The organism is Pontixanthobacter sp., from assembly GCF_049682855.1.
Lineage (GTDB): Bacteria > Pseudomonadota > Alphaproteobacteria > Sphingomonadales > Sphingomonadaceae > Pontixanthobacter.
In genome coordinates, this window is the sequence record NZ_JBAUIK010000003.1 from 94,143 (window position 1) to 117,125 (window position 22,983).

Annotated in this window: 25 protein-coding genes and 1 tRNA gene; 14 read left to right on the forward strand and 12 right to left on the reverse strand. The window is 58.1% G+C overall.

What is annotated here, in order from left to right; translation table 11 throughout:
• The first annotated feature begins 47 nt into the window (after positions 1 to 47).
• From WA922_RS01750 to WA922_RS01760, 3 genes are all read left to right on the forward strand, one after another.
• Complete coding sequence (locus WA922_RS01750; protein ID WP_424769956.1) at positions 48 to 998, forward strand: threonine ammonia-lyase; 951 nt, start codon at positions 48 to 50, stop codon at positions 996 to 998.
• Positions 999 to 1,066: 68 nt separating this feature from the next.
• Entirely contained in the window at positions 1,067 to 1,513 is a 447-nt protein-coding gene (locus WA922_RS01755; RefSeq protein ID WP_424769957.1) for an MAPEG family protein, read from the forward strand.
• Positions 1,513 to 1,947, forward strand: coding sequence for an MAPEG family protein (locus WA922_RS01760; RefSeq protein WP_424769958.1), 435 nt, complete (start codon positions 1,513 to 1,515; stop codon positions 1,945 to 1,947). The genes WA922_RS01755 and WA922_RS01760 overlap by 1 nt, the downstream gene beginning before the upstream one ends.
• Before the next feature lie 54 nt (positions 1,948 to 2,001).
• On the opposite strand, the gene trxB is transcribed toward WA922_RS01760, so the two are convergent.
• The 3 genes from trxB to WA922_RS01775 all read right to left on the reverse strand — a co-directional run bounded on the left by trxB (position 2,002) and on the right by WA922_RS01775 (position 4,434).
• A complete protein-coding gene (gene trxB, locus WA922_RS01765) occupies positions 2,002 to 2,973 on the reverse strand; it encodes a thioredoxin-disulfide reductase (protein ID WP_424769959.1) in 972 nt (323 codons plus the stop codon).
• Between the two features lie 65 nt (positions 2,974 to 3,038).
• Positions 3,039 to 3,818, reverse strand: a complete 780-nt coding sequence (locus WA922_RS01770; protein ID WP_424769960.1) for a tyrosine-protein phosphatase — start codon at positions 3,816 to 3,818, stop codon at positions 3,039 to 3,041.
• 139 nt (positions 3,819 to 3,957) lie between these two features.
• Positions 3,958 to 4,434 carry a TspO/MBR family protein gene (locus WA922_RS01775; protein ID WP_424769961.1) on the reverse strand — a complete coding sequence of 159 codons (477 nt, stop codon included), beginning with the start codon at positions 4,432 to 4,434 and terminating at the stop codon, positions 3,958 to 3,960.
• A gap of 133 nt (positions 4,435 to 4,567) precedes the next feature.
• Between WA922_RS01775 and WA922_RS01780 the strand changes: the two genes are divergently transcribed.
• A complete protein-coding gene (locus WA922_RS01780; RefSeq protein WP_424769962.1) occupies positions 4,568 to 4,921 on the forward strand; it encodes a thiol-disulfide oxidoreductase DCC family protein in 354 nt (117 codons plus the stop codon).
• Between the two features lie 19 nt (positions 4,922 to 4,940).
• On the opposite strand, the gene WA922_RS01785 is transcribed toward WA922_RS01780, so the two are convergent.
• From WA922_RS01785 to WA922_RS01805, 5 genes are all read right to left on the reverse strand, one after another.
• Positions 4,941 to 5,017 (reverse strand) — tRNA-Met (locus WA922_RS01785).
• Between the two features lie 93 nt (positions 5,018 to 5,110).
• A complete protein-coding gene (locus WA922_RS01790) occupies positions 5,111 to 5,632 on the reverse strand; it encodes a 2'-5' RNA ligase family protein (RefSeq protein WP_424769963.1) in 522 nt (173 codons plus the stop codon).
• A 21-nt stretch (positions 5,633 to 5,653) separates the two neighbouring features.
• Entirely contained in the window at positions 5,654 to 6,622 is a 969-nt protein-coding gene (mltG, locus tag WA922_RS01795) for an endolytic transglycosylase MltG (RefSeq protein WP_424769964.1), read from the reverse strand.
• Between the two features lie 4 nt (positions 6,623 to 6,626).
• A complete protein-coding gene (gene fabF, locus WA922_RS01800; protein WP_424769965.1) occupies positions 6,627 to 7,886 on the reverse strand; it encodes a beta-ketoacyl-ACP synthase II in 1,260 nt (419 codons plus the stop codon).
• A 183-nt stretch (positions 7,887 to 8,069) separates the two neighbouring features.
• Positions 8,070 to 8,309 (reverse strand): acyl carrier protein, encoded by a 240-nt coding sequence (locus tag WA922_RS01805; protein WP_170010300.1) that lies wholly within the window; start codon positions 8,307 to 8,309, stop codon positions 8,070 to 8,072.
• A gap of 288 nt (positions 8,310 to 8,597) precedes the next feature.
• Between WA922_RS01805 and WA922_RS01810 the strand changes: the two genes are divergently transcribed.
• Positions 8,598 to 9,725: a phosphatase PAP2 family protein gene (locus WA922_RS01810; RefSeq protein ID WP_424769966.1), complete on the forward strand. Its 1,128-nt coding sequence runs from the start codon at positions 8,598 to 8,600 to the stop codon at positions 9,723 to 9,725.
• 42 nt (positions 9,726 to 9,767) lie between these two features.
• Here the strand turns inward: WA922_RS01810 and aspS are convergent, their stop codons facing one another.
• Positions 9,768 to 11,552 (reverse strand): aspartate--tRNA ligase, encoded by a 1,785-nt coding sequence (gene aspS, locus WA922_RS01815; RefSeq protein ID WP_424769967.1) that lies wholly within the window; start codon positions 11,550 to 11,552, stop codon positions 9,768 to 9,770.
• A 165-nt stretch (positions 11,553 to 11,717) separates the two neighbouring features.
• On the opposite strand from aspS, the gene rnd reads away from it, so the two are divergent.
• The 3 genes from rnd to WA922_RS01830 all read left to right on the forward strand — a co-directional run bounded on the left by rnd (position 11,718) and on the right by WA922_RS01830 (position 14,384).
• The gene (gene rnd, locus WA922_RS01820) at positions 11,718 to 13,004 is read left to right on the forward strand and encodes a ribonuclease D (protein WP_424769968.1); all 1,287 of its coding nucleotides are present in this window, start codon (positions 11,718 to 11,720) and stop codon (positions 13,002 to 13,004) included.
• On the forward strand, positions 13,001 to 13,897 hold the full coding sequence (locus WA922_RS01825) for a hydrogen peroxide-inducible genes activator (protein ID WP_424769969.1): 897 nt from the start codon (positions 13,001 to 13,003) through the stop codon (positions 13,895 to 13,897). The genes rnd and WA922_RS01825 overlap by 4 nt, the downstream gene beginning before the upstream one ends.
• A 109-nt stretch (positions 13,898 to 14,006) precedes the next feature.
• Positions 14,007 to 14,384, forward strand: a complete 378-nt coding sequence (locus tag WA922_RS01830; RefSeq protein ID WP_424769970.1) for a PilZ domain-containing protein — start codon at positions 14,007 to 14,009, stop codon at positions 14,382 to 14,384.
• A 49-nt stretch (positions 14,385 to 14,433) separates the two neighbouring features.
• Here WA922_RS01830 and pgsA read toward each other — a convergent pair whose 3' ends face one another.
• Positions 14,434 to 15,042 carry a CDP-diacylglycerol--glycerol-3-phosphate 3-phosphatidyltransferase gene (gene pgsA / locus WA922_RS01835; protein ID WP_424769971.1) on the reverse strand — a complete coding sequence of 203 codons (609 nt, stop codon included), beginning with the start codon at positions 15,040 to 15,042 and terminating at the stop codon, positions 14,434 to 14,436.
• 137 nt (positions 15,043 to 15,179) lie between these two features.
• Between pgsA and WA922_RS01840 the strand changes: the two genes are divergently transcribed.
• Positions 15,180 to 16,529, forward strand: a complete 1,350-nt coding sequence (locus tag WA922_RS01840) for an MFS transporter (protein WP_424769972.1) — start codon at positions 15,180 to 15,182, stop codon at positions 16,527 to 16,529.
• On the opposite strand, the gene WA922_RS01845 is transcribed toward WA922_RS01840, so the two are convergent.
• Complete coding sequence (locus WA922_RS01845; protein ID WP_424769973.1) at positions 16,522 to 16,713, reverse strand: hypothetical protein; 192 nt, start codon at positions 16,711 to 16,713, stop codon at positions 16,522 to 16,524. The genes WA922_RS01840 and WA922_RS01845 overlap by 8 nt on opposite strands.
• 103 nt (positions 16,714 to 16,816) lie before the next feature.
• A complete protein-coding gene (locus WA922_RS01850; protein WP_424770018.1) occupies positions 16,817 to 17,263 on the reverse strand; it encodes an EVE domain-containing protein in 447 nt (148 codons plus the stop codon).
• A 165-nt stretch (positions 17,264 to 17,428) separates the two neighbouring features.
• On the opposite strand from WA922_RS01850, the gene WA922_RS01855 reads away from it, so the two are divergent.
• From WA922_RS01855 to WA922_RS01875, 5 genes are all read left to right on the forward strand, one after another.
• Entirely contained in the window at positions 17,429 to 19,099 is a 1,671-nt protein-coding gene (locus WA922_RS01855; protein WP_424769974.1) for a putative bifunctional diguanylate cyclase/phosphodiesterase, read from the forward strand.
• Between the two features lie 104 nt (positions 19,100 to 19,203).
• Entirely contained in the window at positions 19,204 to 20,010 is an 807-nt protein-coding gene (gene dapF, locus WA922_RS01860; protein WP_424769975.1) for a diaminopimelate epimerase, read from the forward strand.
• Positions 20,007 to 21,206, forward strand: a complete 1,200-nt coding sequence (locus tag WA922_RS01865) for a MiaB/RimO family radical SAM methylthiotransferase (protein WP_424769976.1) — start codon at positions 20,007 to 20,009, stop codon at positions 21,204 to 21,206. Before dapF ends, WA922_RS01865 begins: the two co-directional genes overlap by 4 nt.
• A gap of 12 nt (positions 21,207 to 21,218) precedes the next feature.
• Positions 21,219 to 22,142, forward strand: coding sequence for a signal recognition particle-docking protein FtsY (gene ftsY / locus WA922_RS01870; RefSeq protein WP_424769977.1), 924 nt, complete (start codon positions 21,219 to 21,221; stop codon positions 22,140 to 22,142).
• Entirely contained in the window at positions 22,142 to 22,834 is a 693-nt protein-coding gene (locus tag WA922_RS01875; RefSeq protein ID WP_424769978.1) for an inner membrane-spanning protein YciB, read from the forward strand. Before ftsY ends, WA922_RS01875 begins: the two co-directional genes overlap by 1 nt.
• The last annotated feature ends 149 nt before the right edge of the window (positions 22,835 to 22,983 follow it).

Below are 22,983 nucleotides of genomic sequence, written 5' to 3' on the forward strand. Positions count from 1 at the left end.
TGTGTCCCTTCCCTACAAGAATGTTTCATTTCCCTACAGGATTTTGCATGAAAATCGACCGCATGCCAACGCTGAATGGTGTCCGCAGAGCCGCTGGCAAGATCGCGGCGATTCTGCCAGAAACGCCGTTACTGCCGGTGCAAATTGGCACAACATCCTGCTGGGTCAAGGCAGAGAACCTGCAGCCCATTGGCGCTTTCAAAATACGTGGCGGGTGGCACCGGCTGAGCGATCTGACAGCACAGGAACGTGCGCGGGGTGTCGTCGCCGTCAGCAGCGGCAATCACGCGCAAGGAGTCGCCTGGGCAGCGCAAAAGCTGGGGATTGCCGCGACGATAGTGATGCCGCGGGATGCGCCGGCGGTAAAACTGGCCGCGACCAGGGCGCTGGGGGCCAGCGTCGTTCTCTATGATCGTCCCGGCGAAAACCGCGATGCAGTCGCCGCAGACATACTCGCCGCAACCGGCTCGGTGCTCGTCCATGCCTTCGCCGACCCCTGGGTGATAGAAGGGCAAGGCAGCGCAGGCGTGGAAATAACAGCCCAACTGGGCCGCCAGCCTACGCGTATTATCACCTGCTGCGGCGGCGGCGGATTGGCCGCAGGCCTGTCGCTTGCTTGCCCCGATGCGCAGATCGTTCCGGTCGAGCCGGTCGGCTGGGACATGGTCGGGCGGGCGTTAAAACACGGCGCAATTATCTGCGCAGGTGATGATGCGCCCAAAACCATTTGCGATGCGTTGCAGCCGCCCGCCACCGCGCCAATCAATCTGGCCGTATTGCAGGGCCGGTCGCAGCCCGGCGTCACTGTAACTGACGAGGAGGTCCGCGAGGCGCAGCGGTTCGCTTTCTCCCGCTTGCAGCTGGTGCTGGAACCCGGCGGCGCCGCCGCGCTGGCTGCTGCCTTGGCCGGTAAAGCCGCGCTGGATGGCGATAGCGTGATCATGCTGACCGGCGGCAATACCGACGCGGACAGCTATGCCGCGACAATAACAGCTTAAAAACGGCCGCGTTTGACAATTGGCAACCCTTTGCCCATTCAGCCCGCCAATCACAGGGAGACACTCTAATGCAGGCTCAAATTCTGGCACCCGCTGCGGTGTTGGTACTTTGGACGCTGGTGGTCATGGTATGGATAATACCGCGCCGGTTTGGGGCAATTGGCAGGATGGACAAATCTGCCCTGCCCAAGAAGCACGGCGTTCGCGGTCAGGATCTGGAAGGCCTGCTGCCCGACAAGGCCAATTGGCCGGCGCATAATTTTGCGCATCTGATGGAGCAGCCAACCACCTTTTATGCGGTAATTGTGATCTTGGCGATGATGGGCGCAGGCCCGGTCGATGTGCTGTTTGCGTGGATATATGTCGCCGTGCGGATCATCCATTCGCTGTGGCAAATTCTGGTCAATACCATCCCCGTGCGCTTTGCATTATTTCTGCTAAGCGCGGTTGCTCTGGGCGTGCTTGCTGTCCGCGCTGTAATGGCCACCCTGTTCGCTGATCCTGGAGTATTTTGATGCTGGACGCTGCAATTTTCAAACCTGTCATCATCCTGATGGCGTGGACTATGGTGATGTGGGCATGGATGTACGTCACGCGTATTCCGGCCATGTCAAAAGCCGGAATTGCCCCCGACGAGGCTGCGGTGACCGGAAAACTGGACCAGGCCTTGCCCTCCAGCGTGCAATCAAAAGCCCATAATTACAATCACTTGCACGAGCAACCTACGGTATTTTATGCGGTTACGATTATATTGGCGAGCATTGGCCAGGGTGATGGCATGAATGCTTTGCTGGCATGGATCTATGTCGGCCTGCGGATCGCTCACTCTCTGGTGCAAGCGACCGCCAATAAGGTTATGGTCCGTTTCATATTGTTCGCCCTGTCGAGCCTGGTGCTGATTGCGCTCATATTCCACGCCGCCGTGACGGTGTTTGATATTCACATGTAATGGGTATGGCGCGGTCAGCGGTCAGCAGCCACCAGGGCCGCGCCTGTCCATCTATCATTCAGCGGCTTCGGCCTCGTTCTTCGCAAAATCGAGCGTCGCCAGGAACCGCTCGGCATCAAGCGCAGCCATGCAGCCTGTGCCCGCAGCCGTGACCGCCTGACGATAGGTATGGTCCATCACGTCGCCGCATGCAAATACACCCGGAATCTCCGTCATCGGGGTGCCCGGTTGAACCAGCAGATAGCCGCCATCATCCATTGGCAATTTGCCTTTGAACAGTTCCGTTGCCGGAGCATGGCCAATCGCGACAAATGCGCCGTCAGCATCCAGCGTGGACCTTTCGCCAGTCACTGTATCGGTTAATTCCAGATGGCTAAGCGCGCCATTATCACCAGCGACAAAGGCGGACACGGTCTTGTTCCATAAAGTGTTGGTCTTGTCGGATGCGAAGAGCCGTTCCTGCAGAATTTTCTCCGCCCGCAATTCATCGCGCCGGTGGATCAGCGTCACATCATCGGAATGGTTGGTCAGATATAACGCCTCCTCAACCGCAGTATTGCCGCCGCCGATTACCACCACTTTCTTGCCGCGATAGAAAAACCCGTCGCAGGTCGCGCAGGCGGAAACGCCCTTGCCGCCCAGTTCCTGTTCCCCCGGCACGCCCAGCCATTTGGCCTGCGCCCCGGTCGCGATCACCAGCGTATCGCCAATATATTCATCGCCGCTATCGCCAATCGCGCGGAACGGCGATCCCTTCGCGATATCGACCTCAACGATCGTATCCCACATCATCCGCGTTCCGACATGCTCGGCCTGTGCCTGCATTTCCTCCATCAGCCACGGGCCCTGCACCACATCGCGGTAGCCAGGATAGTTTTCCACATCGGTGGTGATGGTCAACTGGCCGCCGGGTTGCAGGCCCTGCACCACAATCGGTTCCAGCATCGCGCGCGCACCGTAAATCGCAGCGGAATATCCCGCCGGTCCGGAACCGATGATGAGCATTTTGGTGTGATGGGTCGCCATAGGAATGTCCAATTGCATGCCGGTATAACTGATCGGCACTGTCTTTGTTATATGGGTGAACTTGGTTACGCTTCGATGAGATGCAACCGAAGCGATTCGCGCATAGCATCATCGACATGCAGCACATCTTTCAGGAACGCATCAATGGACCCGTGCTCTGTCTCCACAGCTTTGCGCGAGGCGTGTAGATAGCGCGCATCAACCCCCATCAAGACCCGGATTGTTGCGTCATCAATATCGCCGTATTTTGCGCGCACCGCGCGGGCCCCGGCGGCCACCCGTGCGTCCAGATCCCCGGCCGTATTGGTCAGCAAATAATCCTCCATCGCATCATCAGGATGGACGCCCAGAATGTGATGCAGCATGTCGACGGCCATTCCGGTGCGATCCTTTCCGGCAAGGCAATGGATCACGCTGGCGCCGCTGCCCTCAGCCAAAGCTCTGAAATAGCGCCGAAATATCCAGATCAAATTGTCGCGCGCCGGTAATTGAGAATAAAGCCGCTCCATCGCTGCATGGGCAGCCGCGGTATCAATGGCGTCCCTGGCCGCCTCCACATGCGGGGCAAGGCCGGCTGTTTCACCATCGAAAAAATGGACTTCGGCTGAAAAACCCTCGCTGCGGCGGCACGGATTGGCGCGGCGTTCGCTATTCCCGCGCAGATCAATGACATGGCGCACATCCAGCGCACCGATCACAGCCAGATCGGCATCGCTCGCTCGGCCGTGTTCGCCGGACCGGAACAGAATGCCGGTTTTCACTTGCCCGCCGCCAGTAACCCGGTAGCCGCCATAATCGCGGAAATTATGCACCCCGCTAAGCGGTAATACGCGTTGAAAATCCATTCCCTAACAGTGCCAGTTTGCGTGCACAATCACAAGCCCACGCCACATCTGCGGCCTGCCCGCGCGCCCGGGTCACAGGTGCTTTGGGGACAGCCGCTGCGCTGCAATACCGCCGCCAATCGGCGCGTCTCACATTCGTTTAGACTTTACCAAACGGCCGGTTCAGCCGGACTATCTTCCAGTTCAGCACCGCCGCGAAGCTCACCCATGCGAGATAGGGGGTTATCATCCACATTGCAGGCGCTGACCACTGGCCGAGCAGCAAGAAAAGCGCGAGCACCGAACCCCATAGAAAAGGCACCTCGATCAATGCCCAGTCGGGCCGCTGCAACTTGAAAAATAACGGCGACCAGAGGAAATGAAATACAAAATTTGCGCTGTAGAGTGCCAGCAACAGCACACGGTCCGCATCTGTCGCCGTGCCGCGCCAGGCAAGCACGAAAGCCCACGCAGCCAGGCCCAGAATGATTGTCCAGGCAGGCCCGAACAACCAGTTCGGCGGTTGCCAGCTGGGCTTCTTCAGATCATGATACCAGTCATCTATGGTTGTCAGCAATCCGCCGCCGCCCGCCAGGATAAGCGCCCACCCGATTGCGAAGATAATCTCAAACTGCATGAACAGGCACTAGGCGATTGCGGCGGCCACGTCACCCTCCGCAATTGCGCGACTGCCGCTGGCCGCAAATGGGGCACGCGGAAGAGCCCCCCGGCCTGCTGGAATTTTGCTCGTCCCTCCCCATATTCACACAATGCAACACACAGTCACCGTTTGGTATGATGGCGCATGCCCCCTATGCCTGAAAGAGATCGCTTTCATGCGCCGAATTGACAGGCATAATGCTATAGAATTCGTTGATATATCTGAAAATTCCGTAGAAAATTGTCCGATCGACCGCGCGCAGCTGCTGGCCCGCTTCCATGCCAAGGAAAATGGCGAAATCCTGTCCGGCGCGGCGGCATTTGCGGCCATGTGGCGCGCGGTTCCCATGCTTCGCCCGCTGGGAAAACTGGCGCAGATACCCGCTGTTCTCTGGCTGTTGGAGCGCGCCTACCGTATATTCTTGCGATATCGCCCTCACCTGCAAAGGCTGATCGCCCGATAGGATCAGGCGCGGTTGATGGTGGTAGCGGAGGAGGGACTCGAACCCCCGACACGCGGATTATGATTCCGCTGCTCTAACCAGCTGAGCTACTCCGCCCCGATCGGGCCATGCCGGGCAAATATCCGGTGCAGGCGGCGCGTTTAGGGCTGGCTGGCGCGCCCGTCAACACTTTAGCAGCGCAACAGCTGATCAGCCATGCTTACCGCGAAACGGGTATATGCGCACCAGTTCCCACGGGCCGCCGCGATAGATATACAGCGACAGCCCGGCAAAGCGGAACGCGCGCGGCTCGATCGATAATGACAGCTGTGTCTGCAGAGCTTTCGCCTCCTCGATACTGACCTTGTTCTGCACGGTCACATGAAGCTGCGGGGCATGTTCGTCTTGCGGGGTCAAGAGGCCGAAAAACCGGTCAGCCAGATCGCGCCACACATCCAGCATGGCTGGGCTGGCAATCCGCAATGCAGTTCCCTTCCCCAAAGGCATTACGCCCTCAAGACAGGCATTGACCGGCGCATATTCCGCTGTGAGCGAAGCCAGAGCCGTCTTTATCTCGCCCGCACAGGACGGCGGCAGCGAGTGAAACAACGTAACATGCGCATCGAGAAAATTACGCTCTGGCGGAAAATGCGCGGTGCGAAGCCGCGTTGCCCAGCGCCCCAGATCAGGCGGCAATTGCGCAGTGATAATAAATGGAGCGTCAGCATTCACGGTGTCAGAAATGATGCTGCCTCACATCTCGCCGCGTTCGCGCCGCAAAGCGAACCATTGTTCGACATTGGCGTTGTGTTCCGCCAGAGTGTCGCCGAATATGTGACCGCCCTTGCCATCTGCCACCATATACAGCGCGCTCGTTTCCTCCGGATCAAGTACAGCCGCAATGGCTGCGCGCCCTGGATTGGTAATCGGCCCTTTCGGCAACCCGGTCATGGTATAGGTATTGTAATCATTCACAGCGGCAATTTCAGATTGCCGGATGCGGCGCCCCAGCGGTTTTCCCTTGGTAATCGGATAGATTATTGTCGGGTCGGCTTGCAGCAACATGCCGGCCTTCACCCGGTTTGAATAGAGGCCCGCTACTTTGCGCCGTTCCGATGCGATCCCTGTTTCTTTTTCCACGATGGAGGCCAGCACAACCGCTTCCTCCACCGATTTGACAGCAATATCTGCCGTGCGCTTGGGCCACGCTTCAGCCAGATAGGTGCGCATCGCAACTTGCATCCGCGCGAGGACCTTCATCCTGTCTTCGCCGCGCTCAAAATCGTAGGTGTCGGGCAGGACAGACCCCTCAACCGGGATCGGGATCTCCCCGTCCAGCAGCGGTTCGGCCATCAGCCGCTCATACACCATGATGGAGGGCATGCCCTCCGGGATGGTGATGAACTGCCTAACGACATTGCCCGATTGCATAATACCCAGGATTTGCGATGGAGACACCCCGACGGGCAGATTGAATTCGCCCGCCTGCACCGGATCGGAGGCGCCAAATATCTTGGCTGCCAGCAAGAACCGGTCCGCATCGCCTATGACGCCGCGTTCCTCCAGGCGATTGGCGACCGCGGTCAGAGTATCGCCCTGGCTGACCATAAATACCGTGTCTTGCGCCACATTGGCGGCCCGCCACCAGCTTGAGAAAAACAGCGTGATGGCGAGAAGACCTATCAGCGCCGCCCCGCCCAGAATAATACCCACCCGCTTCATCGGATCAATCGACCTTTTTCATCACCAGGCTGGCATTCGTGCCGCCAAAACCGAAACTGTTATTGAGCACCGCATTCACGGCACGCTTTTTTGCGATATGCGGCACCAGGTCAACGCCTTCAGTCCCCTCGTCAGGATTGTCGAGATTGAGCGTCGGCGGCACAATCTGATCGCGGATGGCCAGAATACAGAAAATTGCCTCAACCGCACCCGCACCGCCCAGCAAGTGACCAATGGCGGATTTTGTCGAGCTCATCGATGCCCCGCCCAGATCGTGCCCCAGCACGCGTTTCACTGCGGCCAGCTCGATCGTGTCGGCCATCGTCGATGTTCCGTGCGCGTTGACATAATCAATATCGCCCGCTGACAGCCCGGCTTTGCGCAGCGCCATAGTCATGGCAAGTTCTGCGCCTTTGCCCTCGGGATGGGGCGCAGTGACGTGATAGGCATCGCCAGATAGGCCGTATCCCACGACTTCGGCATAGATTTTCGCGCCGCGCGCCCGGGCATGGTCATATTCTTCCAGCACCAGCACCCCGGCCCCCTCGCCCATCACGAAGCCATCGCGGTCCCGGTCATAGGGGCGGCTTGCCTCCGCCGGGCGGTCATTCATGCTGGTATTGAGCGCGCGTGCCTGCGCAAATCCGGCCACGCCGAGCGGGTTGACAGTGCTTTCCGCACCGCCCGCGAGCATGATGTCGGCATCATCGTCGCGGATCATCCGTGCAGCATCGCCGATTGAGTGCGCGCCAGTGGAGCAGGCCGTCACGACCGCATGGTTTGGCCCCATCAACCCGTATTTGATCGAAACCTGGCCTGAGATGAGATTGATCAGGCGTCCGTGGACGAAATGCGGGCTGACGCGGCCCGGACCGCGTTCCTTCAGCACGATGGATTCGCGCTCAATCCCCGGAAGTCCCCCAATACCGGAGCCGATCGAACAGCCGGTTCGCATTTTCAGCGCATCGTCCATATCCTCCAGTCCGGCGTCTTCCAACGCCTGGCCGGCGGCATCAATACCGTAAATGATGAACGGGTCCACCTGGCGCTGGACCTTGTGATCGACACGCTTGTCCGGGTCAAAGCCGTATGCGTGGTCTTTGGGTTTGACCTCACACGCGATGGTGCATTTCTGCCCCTCTGTGTCAAAATGGGTAATCGGCCCGGCACCGCTTTTGCTGGCCAGAAGGTTGGCCCAGCTTGTTTCGACATCTCCGCCCAACGGCGTGACAAGACCCAGACCAGTTACGACGACACGGCGCATTATCTTCTCCAATATAGCGAGCAAGGCCGCAGATCTGCGGCCTGACCATTATGCTCGGCCAAAACAGAACAGGCCCGGCCTTTGGGCCGAGCCTGTCAGTTTCCCCCCTGCGGCCTGTCACAAGCATCCCGGCATGTCGATGCCGAGCACTGGCTGTCGGGTAAGCGCGGCGGGAATAGGCGATTAGCCTTTATTATGCTCTTCGATGAATTTCGTGGCATCACCGACAGTGGTGATTTTCTCCGCCGCATCATCCGGAATCTCGACGCCGAATTCTTCTTCAAAAGCCATCACCAGCTCGACGATATCGAGGCTGTCAGCGCCCAGATCGTCAATGAAGCTGGCTTCCTGATTCACTTTATCGGCTTCTACGCCAAGGTGCTCAACAACAATTTTGGAAACGCGGTCAGCAGTATCGGACATATTTTCCCTCTCAGAGATTAGGGGTTAAAAACTATTCTTTCGCCCTAATGAACGGCGGGCGCTGTGGCAAGGGGGATGCTGTGATATGGCCCCCGTACTTGCCCCCCATACTTGGCGCCTGTACTTGGCGCCCATACTTGGCCCCGCCGCAATGGACCACACGCAGATTGTGCATAATGTAAAAGGTAGGCGGATATTCGCGCAGCGCAAGCCATAAACACGTGCCGCTGGCCCGATTTAACAGCGGCCTTAAATCAAATTTAACCATGCGTGCCTAGCCGCTGCAGGATGAAACATATTGCATCTCCTGCCCTACGGGCGCGGCCAAGGGCGGAAATGGTGGCCGGCTTGCAGGAGGGCGTGGCGCGTGCGGCTATGACTGGCGCGGGTCGGCCAAACCGGTACTGGCCAAACCGGTACTGGCCAAACCGGTACTGGCCAAATCGGTACTGGCCAAATCGGTACTGGCCAAACCGGTACTGGAACGGATGGAACTGGGCGACCGTGCTGGCGGCCGCGTGGCTTGTCAGCCTCTGGATAGCAGTTTCACCCATTCGCCTTGCAGATGGAACGCTGTTTCAACTGTTCCAGGTCGGTATCCTGTCTGTCTGTGCTGCATGGCTGGCATATTTGCTGCGCCATCTTGAACGGCTTAGCGCGGTTCTGGCAGGTGCGGGCGTCATGCTGGCGGCTTGGCCGGTGCTGCGCCTTCTCAACCATATCAGCATGGCCAACAGCATGCCTTTTGCTGACCCCTGGATATCCGCATTGGACCACGCCATCGGGTTTGACTGGCTGGCATATTCTTTGTGGGTCGATCAGAATTACTGGCTACGCTATGCGATGGACCAGGCCTATACCCGGCTTGACCATTATGCCGCATTGCTGTTCCTGCTACTTGCCCTGCGCAGCAATGCGCGCGAAAGATGCGGAGAATTTATCCGGCTGTTTTTGTGGACTGCACTGTTCTGCATGGGTGTGGGCGCGTTATTTCCGGCAGAGGCTGCGATGCTCTATTATGCGCCTGACGAATCGTTGTTCCTGTGGGCAACGCATGATACCGGATCCTATCATATGCAATCGCTCACCGCGCTGCGCACGGACCCTGGCCATGTGCTGCATTTGCAGCAATTGCCGGGCCTCGTGACGTTTCCATCATTCCATACCGCGATGGGGGTTATCGCCATCTATTGTTCTCGCGGGACGTGGTGGCTGTTTGGCCCGATGCTGGCCATCAACCTGCTCATGATTGCATCCACCCCAGTGTTTGGCAGCCATTATGCGGCAGACATTATCGCCGGTACGATCGTGGCCCTTGGCATGATTGCCATACACCGGACATTCTTCAGCAATGCGCCTGTTCCAACCGATGGAATGGCGGTTACGAAGCCGATACCGGCACCCTTGGCGGTGTAGGGCCTGACCGGCAGTACCGGGGAGATCCGGCGCGTATATGAGCTATCCGGCGGGTTTGGGCGGCTCCACCACCCGGACATGGACATCGCGCAATTGCTGGCTGGACACACCGCCCGGCGCGCCCATCATCAAATCCTGCGCTTTCTGGTTAAGCGGGAAAGCAATGACTTCACGGATGTTCGGTTCATCCGCCAGCAGCATCACGATCCGGTCGATCCCCGGCGCAGAACCGCCATGCGGCGGCGCGCCCAGCTTGAACGCTTCGATCATCCCGCCAAATTCCTTGTCAACGGTGGCATTATCATACCCGGCGACTTCAAACGCCTTATACATGATCTCCGGCTTGTGATTCCGGATCGCGCCGCTCGACAGCTCATAGCCGTTACAGACAATGTCATATTGCCACGCCAGAATATCGAGCGGGTCCTGCGTCTCGAGCGCCTCCATCTCGCCCTGCGGCATGGAGAACGGGTTGTGGCTGAAATCGACTTTCTTGGTTTCCTCGTCATATTCGAACATCGGGAAATCGACGATCCAGCAGAATTTGAAGCAGCCCTGCTCGATCAGGCCAAGCTCTTCTGCACACCGGGTGCGCGCCGCGCCTGCCAATTTGGCGGCTTCTTTCTCCTTACCGGCGGCGAAAAACAATCCGTCATCATCGCCAAGGCCCAGCTCCTCATAAAGCTGCGCCATTCTCTCCGCGCCGTGGTTTTTCGCAATTGGTCCGCCAAATTCGCCGCCTTTGCGCGTGACATAGCCCAGCCCTGCAAACCCTTCGCCGCGCGCCCAGTTGTTCATATCGTCAAAGAATTTGCGGCTTTTCTCGTGGGTGTTGGGTGCCGGAATGACCCGGACCACCCCGCCCCCGCTGACAATCTTCTCAAACAAGCCGAAACCCGATGTGGTAAAATGGCTGGTAACATCCGAGATCAGCAGCGGATTGCGCAAATCGGGCTTGTCGCTGCCATATTTCAGCATCGCGTCCTTATACGCAATACGCGGAAATTCGCCTGCCGGCGTTACGGTCTTGCCGCCCGAAAATTCCTCAAACACGCCGGCAAGTACCGGCTCCAGCGCCTGAAACACATCTTCCTGCGTGACAAAACTCATTTCCAGATCGAGCTGATAGAATTCCGGGCTACGGTCAGACCGCAGATCTTCATCACGGAAACAGGGCGCGATCTGGAAATAGCGGTCAAACCCGGCCACCATCAACAATTGCTTGAACATCTGCGGGGCTTGCGGCAGCGCATAGAAGCTGCCGGGATGCAACCGGCTCGGTACCAGATAATCGCGCGCGCCTTCCGGGCTGGAAGCGCCCAGGATGGGCGTCTGGAACTCGGTAAAACCTTGGGCCGTCATGCGGGAACGAAGCGATGTGATCACTTGGCTGCGCAGCATAATATTTTTATGGACCCGGTCCCGCCGCAAATCGACGAAGCGGTATTTCAAGCGGATTTCTTCGGGATATTCCTGCTCCCCCGCGACCGGGAGCGGCAATTCGTCGGCCCTTGACTGAATGGTGATCGACCGCGCAAACACTTCAATATCGCCGGTTGGCAGGTTGGCGTTAGTGGTCCCTTCGGCGCGGGCTTTCACTTCGCCATCGATGGTTACAACGCTTTCAACACGCAGACCGTCCAGAACCGGCAAGGCAGGCGAATCCTCATCCGCGACAATCTGGGTCAGGCCGTAATGATCGCGCAAATCGGCAAACAGGACCCCGCCATGATCGCGCTTACGGTGAACCCAGCCGGATAGCCGAACGGTTTCGCCAACATTCGCCCGGGTCAGGGCGGCGCAAGTGTGGGTACGATAGGCGTGCATCTAATATCTTTCCAATTTGGCGGCTATGGCGCTATGCGCACCAACTACTCCTGCGCTCTGGTCTATGGGCGCGCTAACAGGGGAACCGCTTGGGTTTGTCAAGATGACAGAGCGCCAATGCGGGTCCCGAGCGGCGGTACTCCGCCCGACTATAGAATGGTCCGCATGAAAATACATGATCTGATTACCACCACCGGCGCACTCGATGATCTGGTCGCCCGCCTCGCACAATCGGAGTTCGTCTGCATCGATACCGAGTTCATGCGCGAGAACACCTATTGGCCGGAATTGTGCCTGATCCAAATTGGCAATGAACAGGAGGCGGCTGCGATTGATCCGATGGCGAGCGGGATCGACCTGACCAGTCTGCTCGATCTGATGTGCGACAACGAGGATATCCTCAAAATATTTCACGCCGGCGGGCAGGATGTGGAGATTATCTACAATCTCACCGGCAAGACCCCGCAACCGATTTTTGACACCCAGATTGCGATGATGGCAATCAGCCAGAGCGAGCAGATCGGTTACGCCAACCTCTGCGAAAGCTGGCTCGGCATTACGGTCGACAAGGGGGCACGCTTCACCGATTGGGCCCGTCGCCCGCTGACCGAGCGGCAGATCGAATATGCCATTGGCGATGTCACCCATCTGGCGCAAATTTTCCCGATGATGCTGAAAAAGCTGATCAAGACGGGGCGCGGGGCATGGCTCAATGCCGAGATGGAGAAGCTCGCCGATCCGGAGAATTACCGCAACACGCCGGAACATGCGTGGCGGCGTATCCGCTCTGTCGGGCGCAATCCGCACGTTCTCGGCCGCCTGAAAGCACTGGCTGCCTGGCGCGAAAGCGAGGCGCAGCATAAAGATATTCCGCGCGGCCGCATCATGCGCGATGAAACTCTGTCCGATGTGGCCAGCCATCCGCCCAAGAGCCAGGCTGACCTTGCCAAAGTGCGCGGACTGTCCAACGCCTGGCGAGAGAATGATATCGGCAAGCGGATGATGGGCGTTATCGAAAATGCCAAACCGCTTCCTCCCGGTGAAATGCCCGACAAGAAAAAGCGCGGCGCGCCGCTCGGCAAGGAAGGCGCATTGGTGGCCGATCTGCTCAAGCTGCTGCTGAAAATCCGCGCGCGTGAGATTGATGTGGCGAGCCGCCTGCTGACCAGGTCGGACGAGCTGGAGGCTTTGGCCGCTGGCATGCGCGATGTCCCGATCCTGAAAGGCTGGCGCTATGACGTGTTTGGCAAGGATGCGCTGGCCTTGGTCGAAGGGAAGACCGGCTTTACGGTCAAGAACGGCAAGCTGATCATGAGCAGCGCCGATGCCATGCGGGCGGATATGCGGGCCGATATGCGGGCCGATATGCTCAACGTGGAGAGCAGCGATGCGGAAGGGGCAAAAGCCAATAGCGGCGCAGATAATGATGAGGTGGGCGAAGCAGCCGAGTGAGTACCTACCTCCCCACTATCAAACAGCTGCAATATCTGGTTGCGCTGCATGAACATGGCCATTTCGGCCGTGCGGCGGAGGCCAGCTTTGTCTCGCAATCCACTCTGTCCGCCGGCATTCGCGAGCTTGAAACGCTGCTGGGTATCACTCTGGTCGAACGCAGCCGCCGCGTCGTGCGCTTCACCCCGCTGGGCAATTCGGTCGTCGCCAAAGCGCACCGGCTGCTGCGCGAGGCGGAAGAATTAAGCGAACTGGTTCAGGCAGCGGGCAAACCGTTATCGGGCGAACTGCGTATGAGCGTGATCCCCACTATTGCACCGTTTCTGCTGCCGCGCATTCTGCCCAGATTGCGGCAAGAGCGCCCTGCCCTTAAATTGTTTCTGCGCGAGGAAACCAGCGCCGACGCGATCGAATCACTGCATCACGGGCGCGCGGATTGCGTGCTGCTGGCGCTGCCTTTCACAACCGGCGACGTCGATTATGAACATATCGCAGACGACAGATTATTCGTTGCGTTCCCGCAGGGTGAACCGCGCGATCCGCCACAGATCATCACCCCCGCAATGCTGGATGAAGGGCAGCTGCTCCTGCTGGAGGATGGGCACTGTTTGAAAGAACACGCATTGGCCGCTTGCAACCGGCCGGAACTGGGCACTGGCGCCACGATGATCGGCACCAGCCTGCACACTCTGGTGCAGATGGTGGATAACAGGCTGGGCGTGACCATATTGCCTGAAATGGCCATCGATGCCGGTATCCTGACCGGAACGGACATTGTCGCGCGCCCTTTGAAAGCTGCGAATGCCAACCGCGATATTGCGCTGGTCTGGCGCAGGAATTCGCCCCGCGCGGATGATTTCCGGCTGCTGGCAGAGGAATTTCGGATCGGCTGAGGCGTATCCGCTGCCAGATATTAGCGGCGTCGCCATTCATAATTTATTGGTAAATATATGATTGATTACCATCACCAAGGCAAACATTGCTGACAGCTAGGAGGCTGCAATGCGTTCATACAACCGATTTATCGTCGATCAGGAAATCGAATGCGTTTTAAATGGCGCGCGTGATTATGTCATGCTGTACAACCTTTCCAGCGGCGGCTGCATGATTGAAATTTCCAACCCTGATGCAGCCAAAGGCGATGCGATTGACGTTGTGCTGAAAGATATGGGCGCGGTTCCGGGAAAAATAGTCTGGAAAGTCGGACGCAATGCCGGTGTGAAATTTGAAACCATTCTGCACCAGCGTGTGGTTGAATATTTCGGTTTTTCGGGCGGGCAGGAAGATTTCGATCAACACGATCCGCGTGACCGCTTCGGAATACCGCTGATTGCGGATGATCCCTATATCGAGCTACTGTCTCATATCGGTGTAGGCTAGGAACGCATCCGCTGGGCACGCACCAGCCGCGCCCGCAAATAAATATGCGTCAGTCCATATGCTTTAGGCCTACGCGGAGGTAATCCCAACCGGTTATCACGGTCAATATGGCAGCGCCCCACAGGCTTGCCAGACCAACCAGATGGATCCACTGATCGGACAGCGGCCGGACGGCATTCTCCAACAGAACCGGCGGCGGCCCATGCACCGCGCCGCCGCCGATCAATGCGCCCAGCGCCACCAATTGCAATGTCGTTTTCCATTTGGCCAATTGGGTCACGGGCACAGACACCTGCGCTCCGGCGAGAAATTCCCTGAGGCCAGACACGGCAATTTCGCGGATCAGGATGATGAGCCCGGCAATCACGTGCAAATCGCCAACATAGGGTCCGCGCAAATACCCTTGCGCGGTCAGCACCAGGATAACCGAAGCGACCATGATCTTGTCCGCAATCGGATCAAGAAAGATGCCCAGTTTCGACACCGCCCCGCTCGACCGGGCGAGATAGCCATCGAAATAATCGGTAATGGCCATTAACCCGTATAATACCAATGCCATCCAGTAACCAAGCGACCAGTTTGGCCACCACAGCAACGCTGCCAGCAGAGGTACCGCAACGATCCGCGACAGGGTGAGTATGTTGGGAAGCGTCATCATTACCGCAGCGCCTTAGCCGAACCGCCCGCCGTGCAAAAGCGTTTGTGAGCCCACTCTCCCCTCTTTACCGGTTTTCTGCTTGTCCAATACGGCCAAACCTCTACACGCGCACAGATCGCAAGGGGAAACTGCGCATTATGACCACAACGACGCTTCTGTTGCGCCGCAGGCGTTTCCTGCCGCTGTTCATAACCCAGCTGTTTAATGCCTTTAATGACAATCTGTACAAAACCGCGATGGTGCTGTTCGTGGTCTATAGCATTTACGATTCAGAAGAGGCGGAAGGCCTGTTCAGCGCGGTTGCCTCCGGCCTGTTTATCCTGCCTTTCTTCATCCTGTCCGCTCTGGCGGGCCAGCTGGCTGATATGCACGACAAGGCGGCCATCGTCCGTAAGGTGAAAGCGTGCGAGATTGTTCTGATGATCATCGGCAGCGCGGGCCTGCTATTGGCCTGGCAAGGCTATATGATGCCGGTGACCATTCCGCTCGGCTTTACCGCCATCGATACCACCGTGCCCATCCTATTGCTGCTGTTTGCGCTGTTTCTGACCGGGGTTCAGTCGACATTTCTGGGGCCGATCAAATATGCCATCTTGCCGCAGCATCTGCGTAAAGAGGAAGTTCTGGCGGGCACCGGACTGGTCGAGGCCGGTACCTATGTCGCGATTTTGACAGGTACGATTCTGGCCGGCTGGATCGATGTGGAATGGGCAGCGGGCGGCATCATTGTCACGGCGATTATTGGCTATATGGTCAGCCGCCAGATACCTGACGCCCCGCGGCAGGGGGCGCTTGAGAAAATCGACTGGAATATCTTCCGCGCCTCGGTGAATTTGATTCGTGAAACCACCGGCAATCGCGAAATATTCTATGCCATTCTGGCCATCAGTTTTTTCTGGACGATTGGCGCGGTGCTGTTCATCCAGTTCCCCCCGCTGGCTAAAAATACGATCATGGCCAGCAAGGAAGTCGCGAGCCTGTTTCTGGTCGTGTTCTCGGTCGGCGTGGCGGCAGGGTCTGTCGCGGTCAACACCATGCTGAAAGGCACAGTCTCAGCGCGTTATTCGCCAATGTCGGTGATCGTGATGGGTCTGTTCGTGGTGGCGTTCTATCTTGTCACGAAAATGTGGGAGGCAGATCAACCGGCGCAATTGCTGTCGGTGGGCGAGTTTCTGGCATGGCCGATGGCCACCGTATTGCTGCTGACTTTGCTGGGGATTGCGGTTGCCGGGGGCATGTTTGTGGTTCCGCTTTACGCATTTCTGACCACCAGGGCGCGGCCCGAACAGGCCGCCCGCACCATTGCGGCAAATAATATCATCAATTCCGGGGCAATGGTGGCCGGGGCATTGATATCGATGGCGCTGACCGCAGCGGGTGTTGCAATCACCGAACAGATCCTGCTCAGCGCCGTGATGTGCCTGGTATCGTCGTGGCTCGGCTACCGCCTGTTCCGCGCCGAGACGGCAGCCGCACAGATCACATGATAAAGACAGTTACAGCGACGAAACAGGCGACATAGGCCAAGGCAAAGCCGCGAATATCTTCGCGTGTGACCCGCAGCTTTGGCCGTGCCTGAACAGGTATCGCTTCCTCGCGGATATGCGGGGGAAGCGATGCCAGAAATGGGTGGCCTGCGGTTTCATCGGTCAGAACTAGGGATCGTCTCATGCGCCCGCCGTTAACGCATCGCTAACTATAGCGCGCGCACCCCATCGCGCCTGTCACAGCATGGGACGTTAACGGTGTTTGTTACCGCACTGCATCGGCTTGGTCAGCTGTCCGTGCTGCGTGCCCGCATTGGCGCGTTTGCCTCTTTCGCCATGTCCAGAATAATGTCCCATTCCGCCGGTAGCACCTCGCTCACCGAGAGGCGCATCAGCCTGACCAGCTCCATCCTCGCCAAACGCGGATCGGCCTTGATCTCTTTCAGGCTCACCGGGCGGGCCAGTTTACGCACGGGCTTGATTTTCACACAAGCCCATTTGCCGTCCGGGTCAGTCGGATCCTTGATGCCCGTCACGCTCACCTGGGCGATACCGACAATCTCCAATCCGGTATTCGAATGATAGAAGAACAGCTGATCGCCTCGTGCCATAGCGATCATATTGTTCTTGGCACGGTGATTGCGCACACCATCCCAAGTGCCTTCGCCCTCTGCAACCAGATCATCCCAGCTATAGACATCGGGTTCCGATTTCATCAGCCACCGCCGCGCCATCATATCTCCTTTACTGTTGCGCCGGTTGCCGGCCAGCGTTCACTCACGGGCAATTCCCCTCCTCGGGCTGGCCTGAATTAACGCCTTATTTAAGGGGTGTCGTGTACCGCTATCTCGGATTGCGTGGAAATCCATTGATACACACTATCCGCAATGGGGGCAGCGGTGCACAAAACAGACAAACGGGCAGACACCAGAACCAAGGCCAGCCGGGACATTATCGCCATCGGTATCGCCGTCGCGGCGATTGTCATGTTTGTCGGCACCGGCGGCACTGTATTGCCGCAGATACTGCGCAGCTGGTCAACCGGTTCTGCCGGGCCTGACGCCGTTCTGGTGAATGCTTTGTTGCTGAATATTGCGCTAATCATTTTTGGCTTGCGCCGGTACCGCGAACTGATTGCTGAAATTGAGGAACGGTGCAAAGCGGAATCCCGCGCACAGATGCTGGCGGAAACCGACCCGCTGACCGGATGCCTTAACCGCCGTAGCGTGACCCCCGAAACAGATACACTGATCAAAACCGCCGCCAAATCTGACCGCGCTGTCGCTTTCCTGATGATTGATCTCGACAATTTCAAGCAGGTCAATGACCTTAATGGACATAAGGTCGGCGACCGGCTGTTGAAAGAAACCGCTGACACATTGCGGAAAACCATGCCCGCCGACGGCAAAATTGCCCGCCTAGGCGGAGATGAGTTTGCCTGCATAATGACTTTTGCGAAAAACGCGCCCGACACCATAGACCAAATCGCCAGCGCGCTCATTACCGCAGTCGGCAAACCGATGACGATTGATGGCTATCCTGTGGAAATCACTATATCAGTCGGCATTGCGACCAATATGCATCAGCCGTCCGAGGATGCGGTATTGCTTGATGGAGAGGCGATGATGCACCGCGCAGATATTGCCATGTATCACGCGAAAAAGCAGGGCAAGGACCGCTATTTCTGGTTCGATCCGTCGATGGAAAAAGAATTGCGGTTTCGCAACGAACTGGAATCCGGGATAAAGCGCGGCATTCTTGAGGGCGAATATGAACCCTATTATGAACAGCAAATCGATCTGGCTACCAACGAGATTGTCGGGTTTGAAATGCTGGCCCGGTGGAATTCGCCAGAATTGGGCCTGGTCAATCCGGCCGTGTTCATCCCTGTCGCTGAAGAACTGGGCGTCATCGCCGCCCTGTCGGAGCAATTGATCGAACAATCGCTGAAAGACGCCAAGGATTGGCACCCCAGCCTGACTTTATCCGTCAACATATCGCCAATCCAGTTGCGTGACCCGTGGTTCTCGCAAAAACTGCTCAAACTGCTGGTCAAACATAATTTTCCTCCGCAACGGCTGGAAATCGAGATTACCGAAAGCTGCCTGCATGAAAATATCGGGGTGGTGAAATCCATGATCACCAGCCTCAAGACCCAGGGCATAAAAATCAGCCTGGATGATTTTGGCACCGGCTATTCCAGCCTGTCACAGCTGCGCAGCCTGCCATTTGATCGGCTTAAAATCGATCGCAGCTTTGTCGGCGAATTGAAGGAAGAGGATGCGAGCGAGAAAATCGTCAATGCGATCATTTCGCTGGGCGACGGTTTGGACATGCCGGTCACTGCGGAGGGTATTGAAGATCAGCGCGTCGTGGACGTGCTGAAAGACAAGGGGGCGATAAAGGGGCAAGGCTATCTGTATGGCCGACCTGAAACCGCTGCGAAAGTTCGTGAGCGGCTGGCCGCCCAAGGGCTGCTGGCAAACGCGCCCGCCCGCGCCACACCTGCCGGTGCTTCGAACGGCACAGCGGGCCGCACGCACCAATTGGGCTTGCGCAAACGCGCGTGACCCCCTGCACCCGGGCATCTCCATAACCCGGCCCCAAAACCCGGCCCGTTACGTTGGCCATAATACTGGACGCAGCGACCTGCGGCGCATAGATGCGCAGGATCATGCGCGTCGCTTTCATCAAAATGCACGGTTTGGGCAATGATTTCGTTGTGCTGGACGGGCGCAGGCATAATGTGCCTGATCTGACGCTGGGCGCCGCGGCTGCGCTGGCTAACCGGCATACCGGAATTGGCTGCGATCAGGTGATACTGCTCGAACCGTCAGATACCGCGGACTTCACCATGCGGATTTTCAACAGCGATGGCGGCGAGGTGGAGGCGTGCGGTAATGCGTCGCGCGCGGTTGCCCTGCTGCATGGCCGTGATGCGCAGGTCGAAACGGCGGGCGGTATTATCGCATTGTCCCCAACTCGCAACGGCGCCCGGGTTGATATGGGGAAGCCGCGCTTCGCCTGGGATGCAATTCCGCTCGATTATCCGATGGATTGCGCGGCGATGCCGGTTTCATGGGAAATGCTGAAAGCGCCATTTGCGGTGAATGTAGGCAACCCGCATGTCGTCTTTTTCGTAGCTGATAGCGAGGCGGTGCCGCTCGACAGGCTGGGCCCGCTGATAGAGCATGACGCGCTGTTCCCCGCCCGGATCAACGTAAATGTGGCGGATATACGCGGCGGTATCATCAATCTGCGCGTGTGGGAACGCGGTGTAGGCCTGACCAAAGCATGCGGCACCGGTGCCTGCGCCGCAGCGGTTGCGGCGATTGACAAGGGGCTGGTCACTTCCCCGGCCCATATTCGCTTACCTGGTGGAGATTTGCAGGTTGCGTGGCAGAGGGGCGGTTCAATAATGATGGAGGGCCCGGCCGCAGAATCATTTCGCGGGACGTTTGAATGGAGCGATTTCGCATGACTGCGCCGGTGTCTAAATCGGGGCGCTCTGACAAAGTGATCTCGCTCGGCTGCCGTCTTAACATATCGGAAAGCGAGCAGATTGAGGCCATGCTCGCCGCAGAGGATAATGTCGTTGTCATCAATAGCTGCGCGGTGACATTAGAAGCCGTCCGGCAAACCCGCCAGGCGATCCGCAAGACTCGCAAGTTACGGCCCGAGGCACGGCTGCTGGTGACCGGCTGCGCGGCTGATATTGAACGTGACCAATTGGGCGCCATGCCCGAAGTGGACGGCCTGATCGCCAATACGGCCAAGCTCGATCCGCGCGCCTGGAATGTTCCGCTCGATGTCCCGCCCCATGTGCCCGCCCGCACGCGCGCCTTTATCGCGGTGCAGAATGGATGCGACCATGCCTGTACCTTCTGCGTCATTCCGCAGGGGCGCGGCGCCAGCCGGTCGATGCCTATCGCGCGGGTCCTGAAACAGGTGGAAACCCATCTGGAGCAAGGCGCGCCAGAGATTGTCCTGACCGGTGTGGACGTAACATCTTGGGGCCATGATCTGCCTGACACCCCGCCGCTGGGATCGCTGGTCGCCGCGATACTGCGCGTATTCCCGGAATTGCAGCGCCTGCGCATGTCATCGCTTGACGGGATCGAGATTGATCCTCTGCTCGAAGAGCTGTTTATCAGCGAAGAGCGGCTGATGCCGCATCTCCACCTGTCGCTGCAACACGGCCATGATCTGGTCCTGAAACGGATGAAACGCCGCCATTTGCGCGGGGACGCGGTGCAACTGGTCACCCGGCTGAAAGCTGCGCGCCCGGAGATCGCCATCGGGGCTGATCTGATTGCGGGTTTCCCGACCGAGGATGACGCCATGCATGCCGCCAACCTTTCGGTGATAGAAGAACTGTCGATCGTGCATGGGCATATTTTTCCTTATTCACCGCGCCCGAACACGCCTGCTGCACGGATGCCGCAAGTGGACCGGCCCATCATCAAACGGCGCGCGGCGCAGCTGCGCCAAGCGGTGGCGGCCCAGCGCGATAGCTGGCTGGCCGCACATATTGGTAAGCCGCTATCGGTTCTCGCCGAACGGGACGGAACCGGCTATGCGCCCAATTTCGCGCGGGTTCAGCTGCCCGCCGAGCTGAGCGGCGGTACCATCGCCACAATTACACCGACCGGCTTGGATAAGGGTTTGTTGCAATGAAGGGTCACCGCGATGAGTGAGGCAGGCTGGAGCGAGCGCCTGTTTGGCGGGTTCCGCAAGACATCAGAGCGGCTTTCCGAAAATCTGGCCAGCGTCGTCGGCACTGCCAAGCTGGACGATACCACGCTCGACACGGTCGAGGATGCGCTGATCCTGTCCGATCTTGGCCCGTCCGCCGCAGCGCGTATCCGTGCCAAACTGTCGGAAAAAAAGTTCGGGTTGAACATCACCGAAACCGAATTGAAAGAGGCAGTTGCGGAAGAAATCGCCGAGATTTTGCGCCCCGTGGCACAGCCGCTGGAAGTGACTGCGTTTCCGCGCCCGCAAGTGGTGCTGGTGATCGGTGTCAATGGCAGCGGCAAAACCACCACTATCGCGAAACTCGCCCATCTGTTTCAGGAAGATGATTACGGCGTTATGCTCGCCGCTGGCGATACGTTCCGCGCCGCAGCCATCGGCCAATTGGCGACCTGGGCAGAGCGGATCGGCGTTTCGCTGATCCGCGGCCCCGAAGGCGGCGACCCGGCCAGTGTCGTATTTGACGGCGTGAAAGCCGCCACGCAGCAAGGCATCGATGCGCTGATTGTCGACACTGCCGGCCGGTTGCAGAACAAGCGCGAGCTGATGGATGAACTTGCCAAGATCCGCAAAGTTCTGGGCCGCCTCAACCCAGAGGCACCGCATGATGTCGTGCTGGTGCTCGATGCCACCAACGGCCAGAATGCCCTCGCCCAGATCGATACTTTCAAACAGGTCGCCGGCGTTACCGGCCTGATTATGACCAAGCTGGACGGGACCGCGCGCGGCGGCGTTCTGGTCGCGGCTGCCGAGCAATTCGGGCTGCCGATCCATGCCATTGGCGTGGGCGAGAAAATTGATGATTTGCGCCCCTTCGATCCCGATCTGGTCGCGCGCGTTATTGCAGGAGTGGCGTGATGGGCAACCCGGACACCCAGAGCCAATCCGCCACCCAGCACAGACCGCAAGGTTCCGGCTGGCTCACTGTGCTGGTCGATTACGGGCCGCTGATCGTGTTCCTCGGCGTGTATAAATATCACGCGCCTGAAGAAAGCGAAGCGATTGCAGAGATCGCAGCCGTGATCAAAGGCACGCTCGCCTTTATGGTCGCCGCCGTGATTGCTTTGGCCTTTTCCAAATGGAAACTGGGCAAAATCTCTCCCATGCTGTGGTTCTCCACCGCGCTGATTGTCGGATTTGGCGCATTGACGATTTTCTTTGGCGATCCGACTTTCGTCCAGCTCAAACCCACCATCATTTACGCTGCCTTTGGCATGATCTTGCTCGCCGGATATTTCTGGAAAGGCAAGGCGATGCTGAAAGTCTTGCTCGAAGCCGCCTTTGAAGGGTTGAGCGATCAGGGATGGCTCAAACTCTCGCGCAATTGGGGGTTTTTCTTCCTTGCTCTCGCCGTTCTTAACGAGGCTCTGCGCTATGTCTACAATGTCGAAAATGGCACCTTTGAAACATGGCTATGGGCCAAATTCTGGGTGTTTATGCCGCTGACATTCCTGTTCACATTCAGCCAGATCCCGATGTTACTGAAGCATGGTTTGGATGTGGGGCAGGAAGATGAAGTGATTGAAAACAAGCCGCCAACTGGCGAGTGACACGATAGCGTTTTCCTACACGCTGAATTGCTGCCACTGCCTGCCGTATCACACTTCAAATGGAACATACGGACGGGTGGACGGACAAGTAAAGCCGGGGGGCCTCTCCTCGAAGGTCAATATGGATGTCTTGCCTGTAAGCTGTTGAT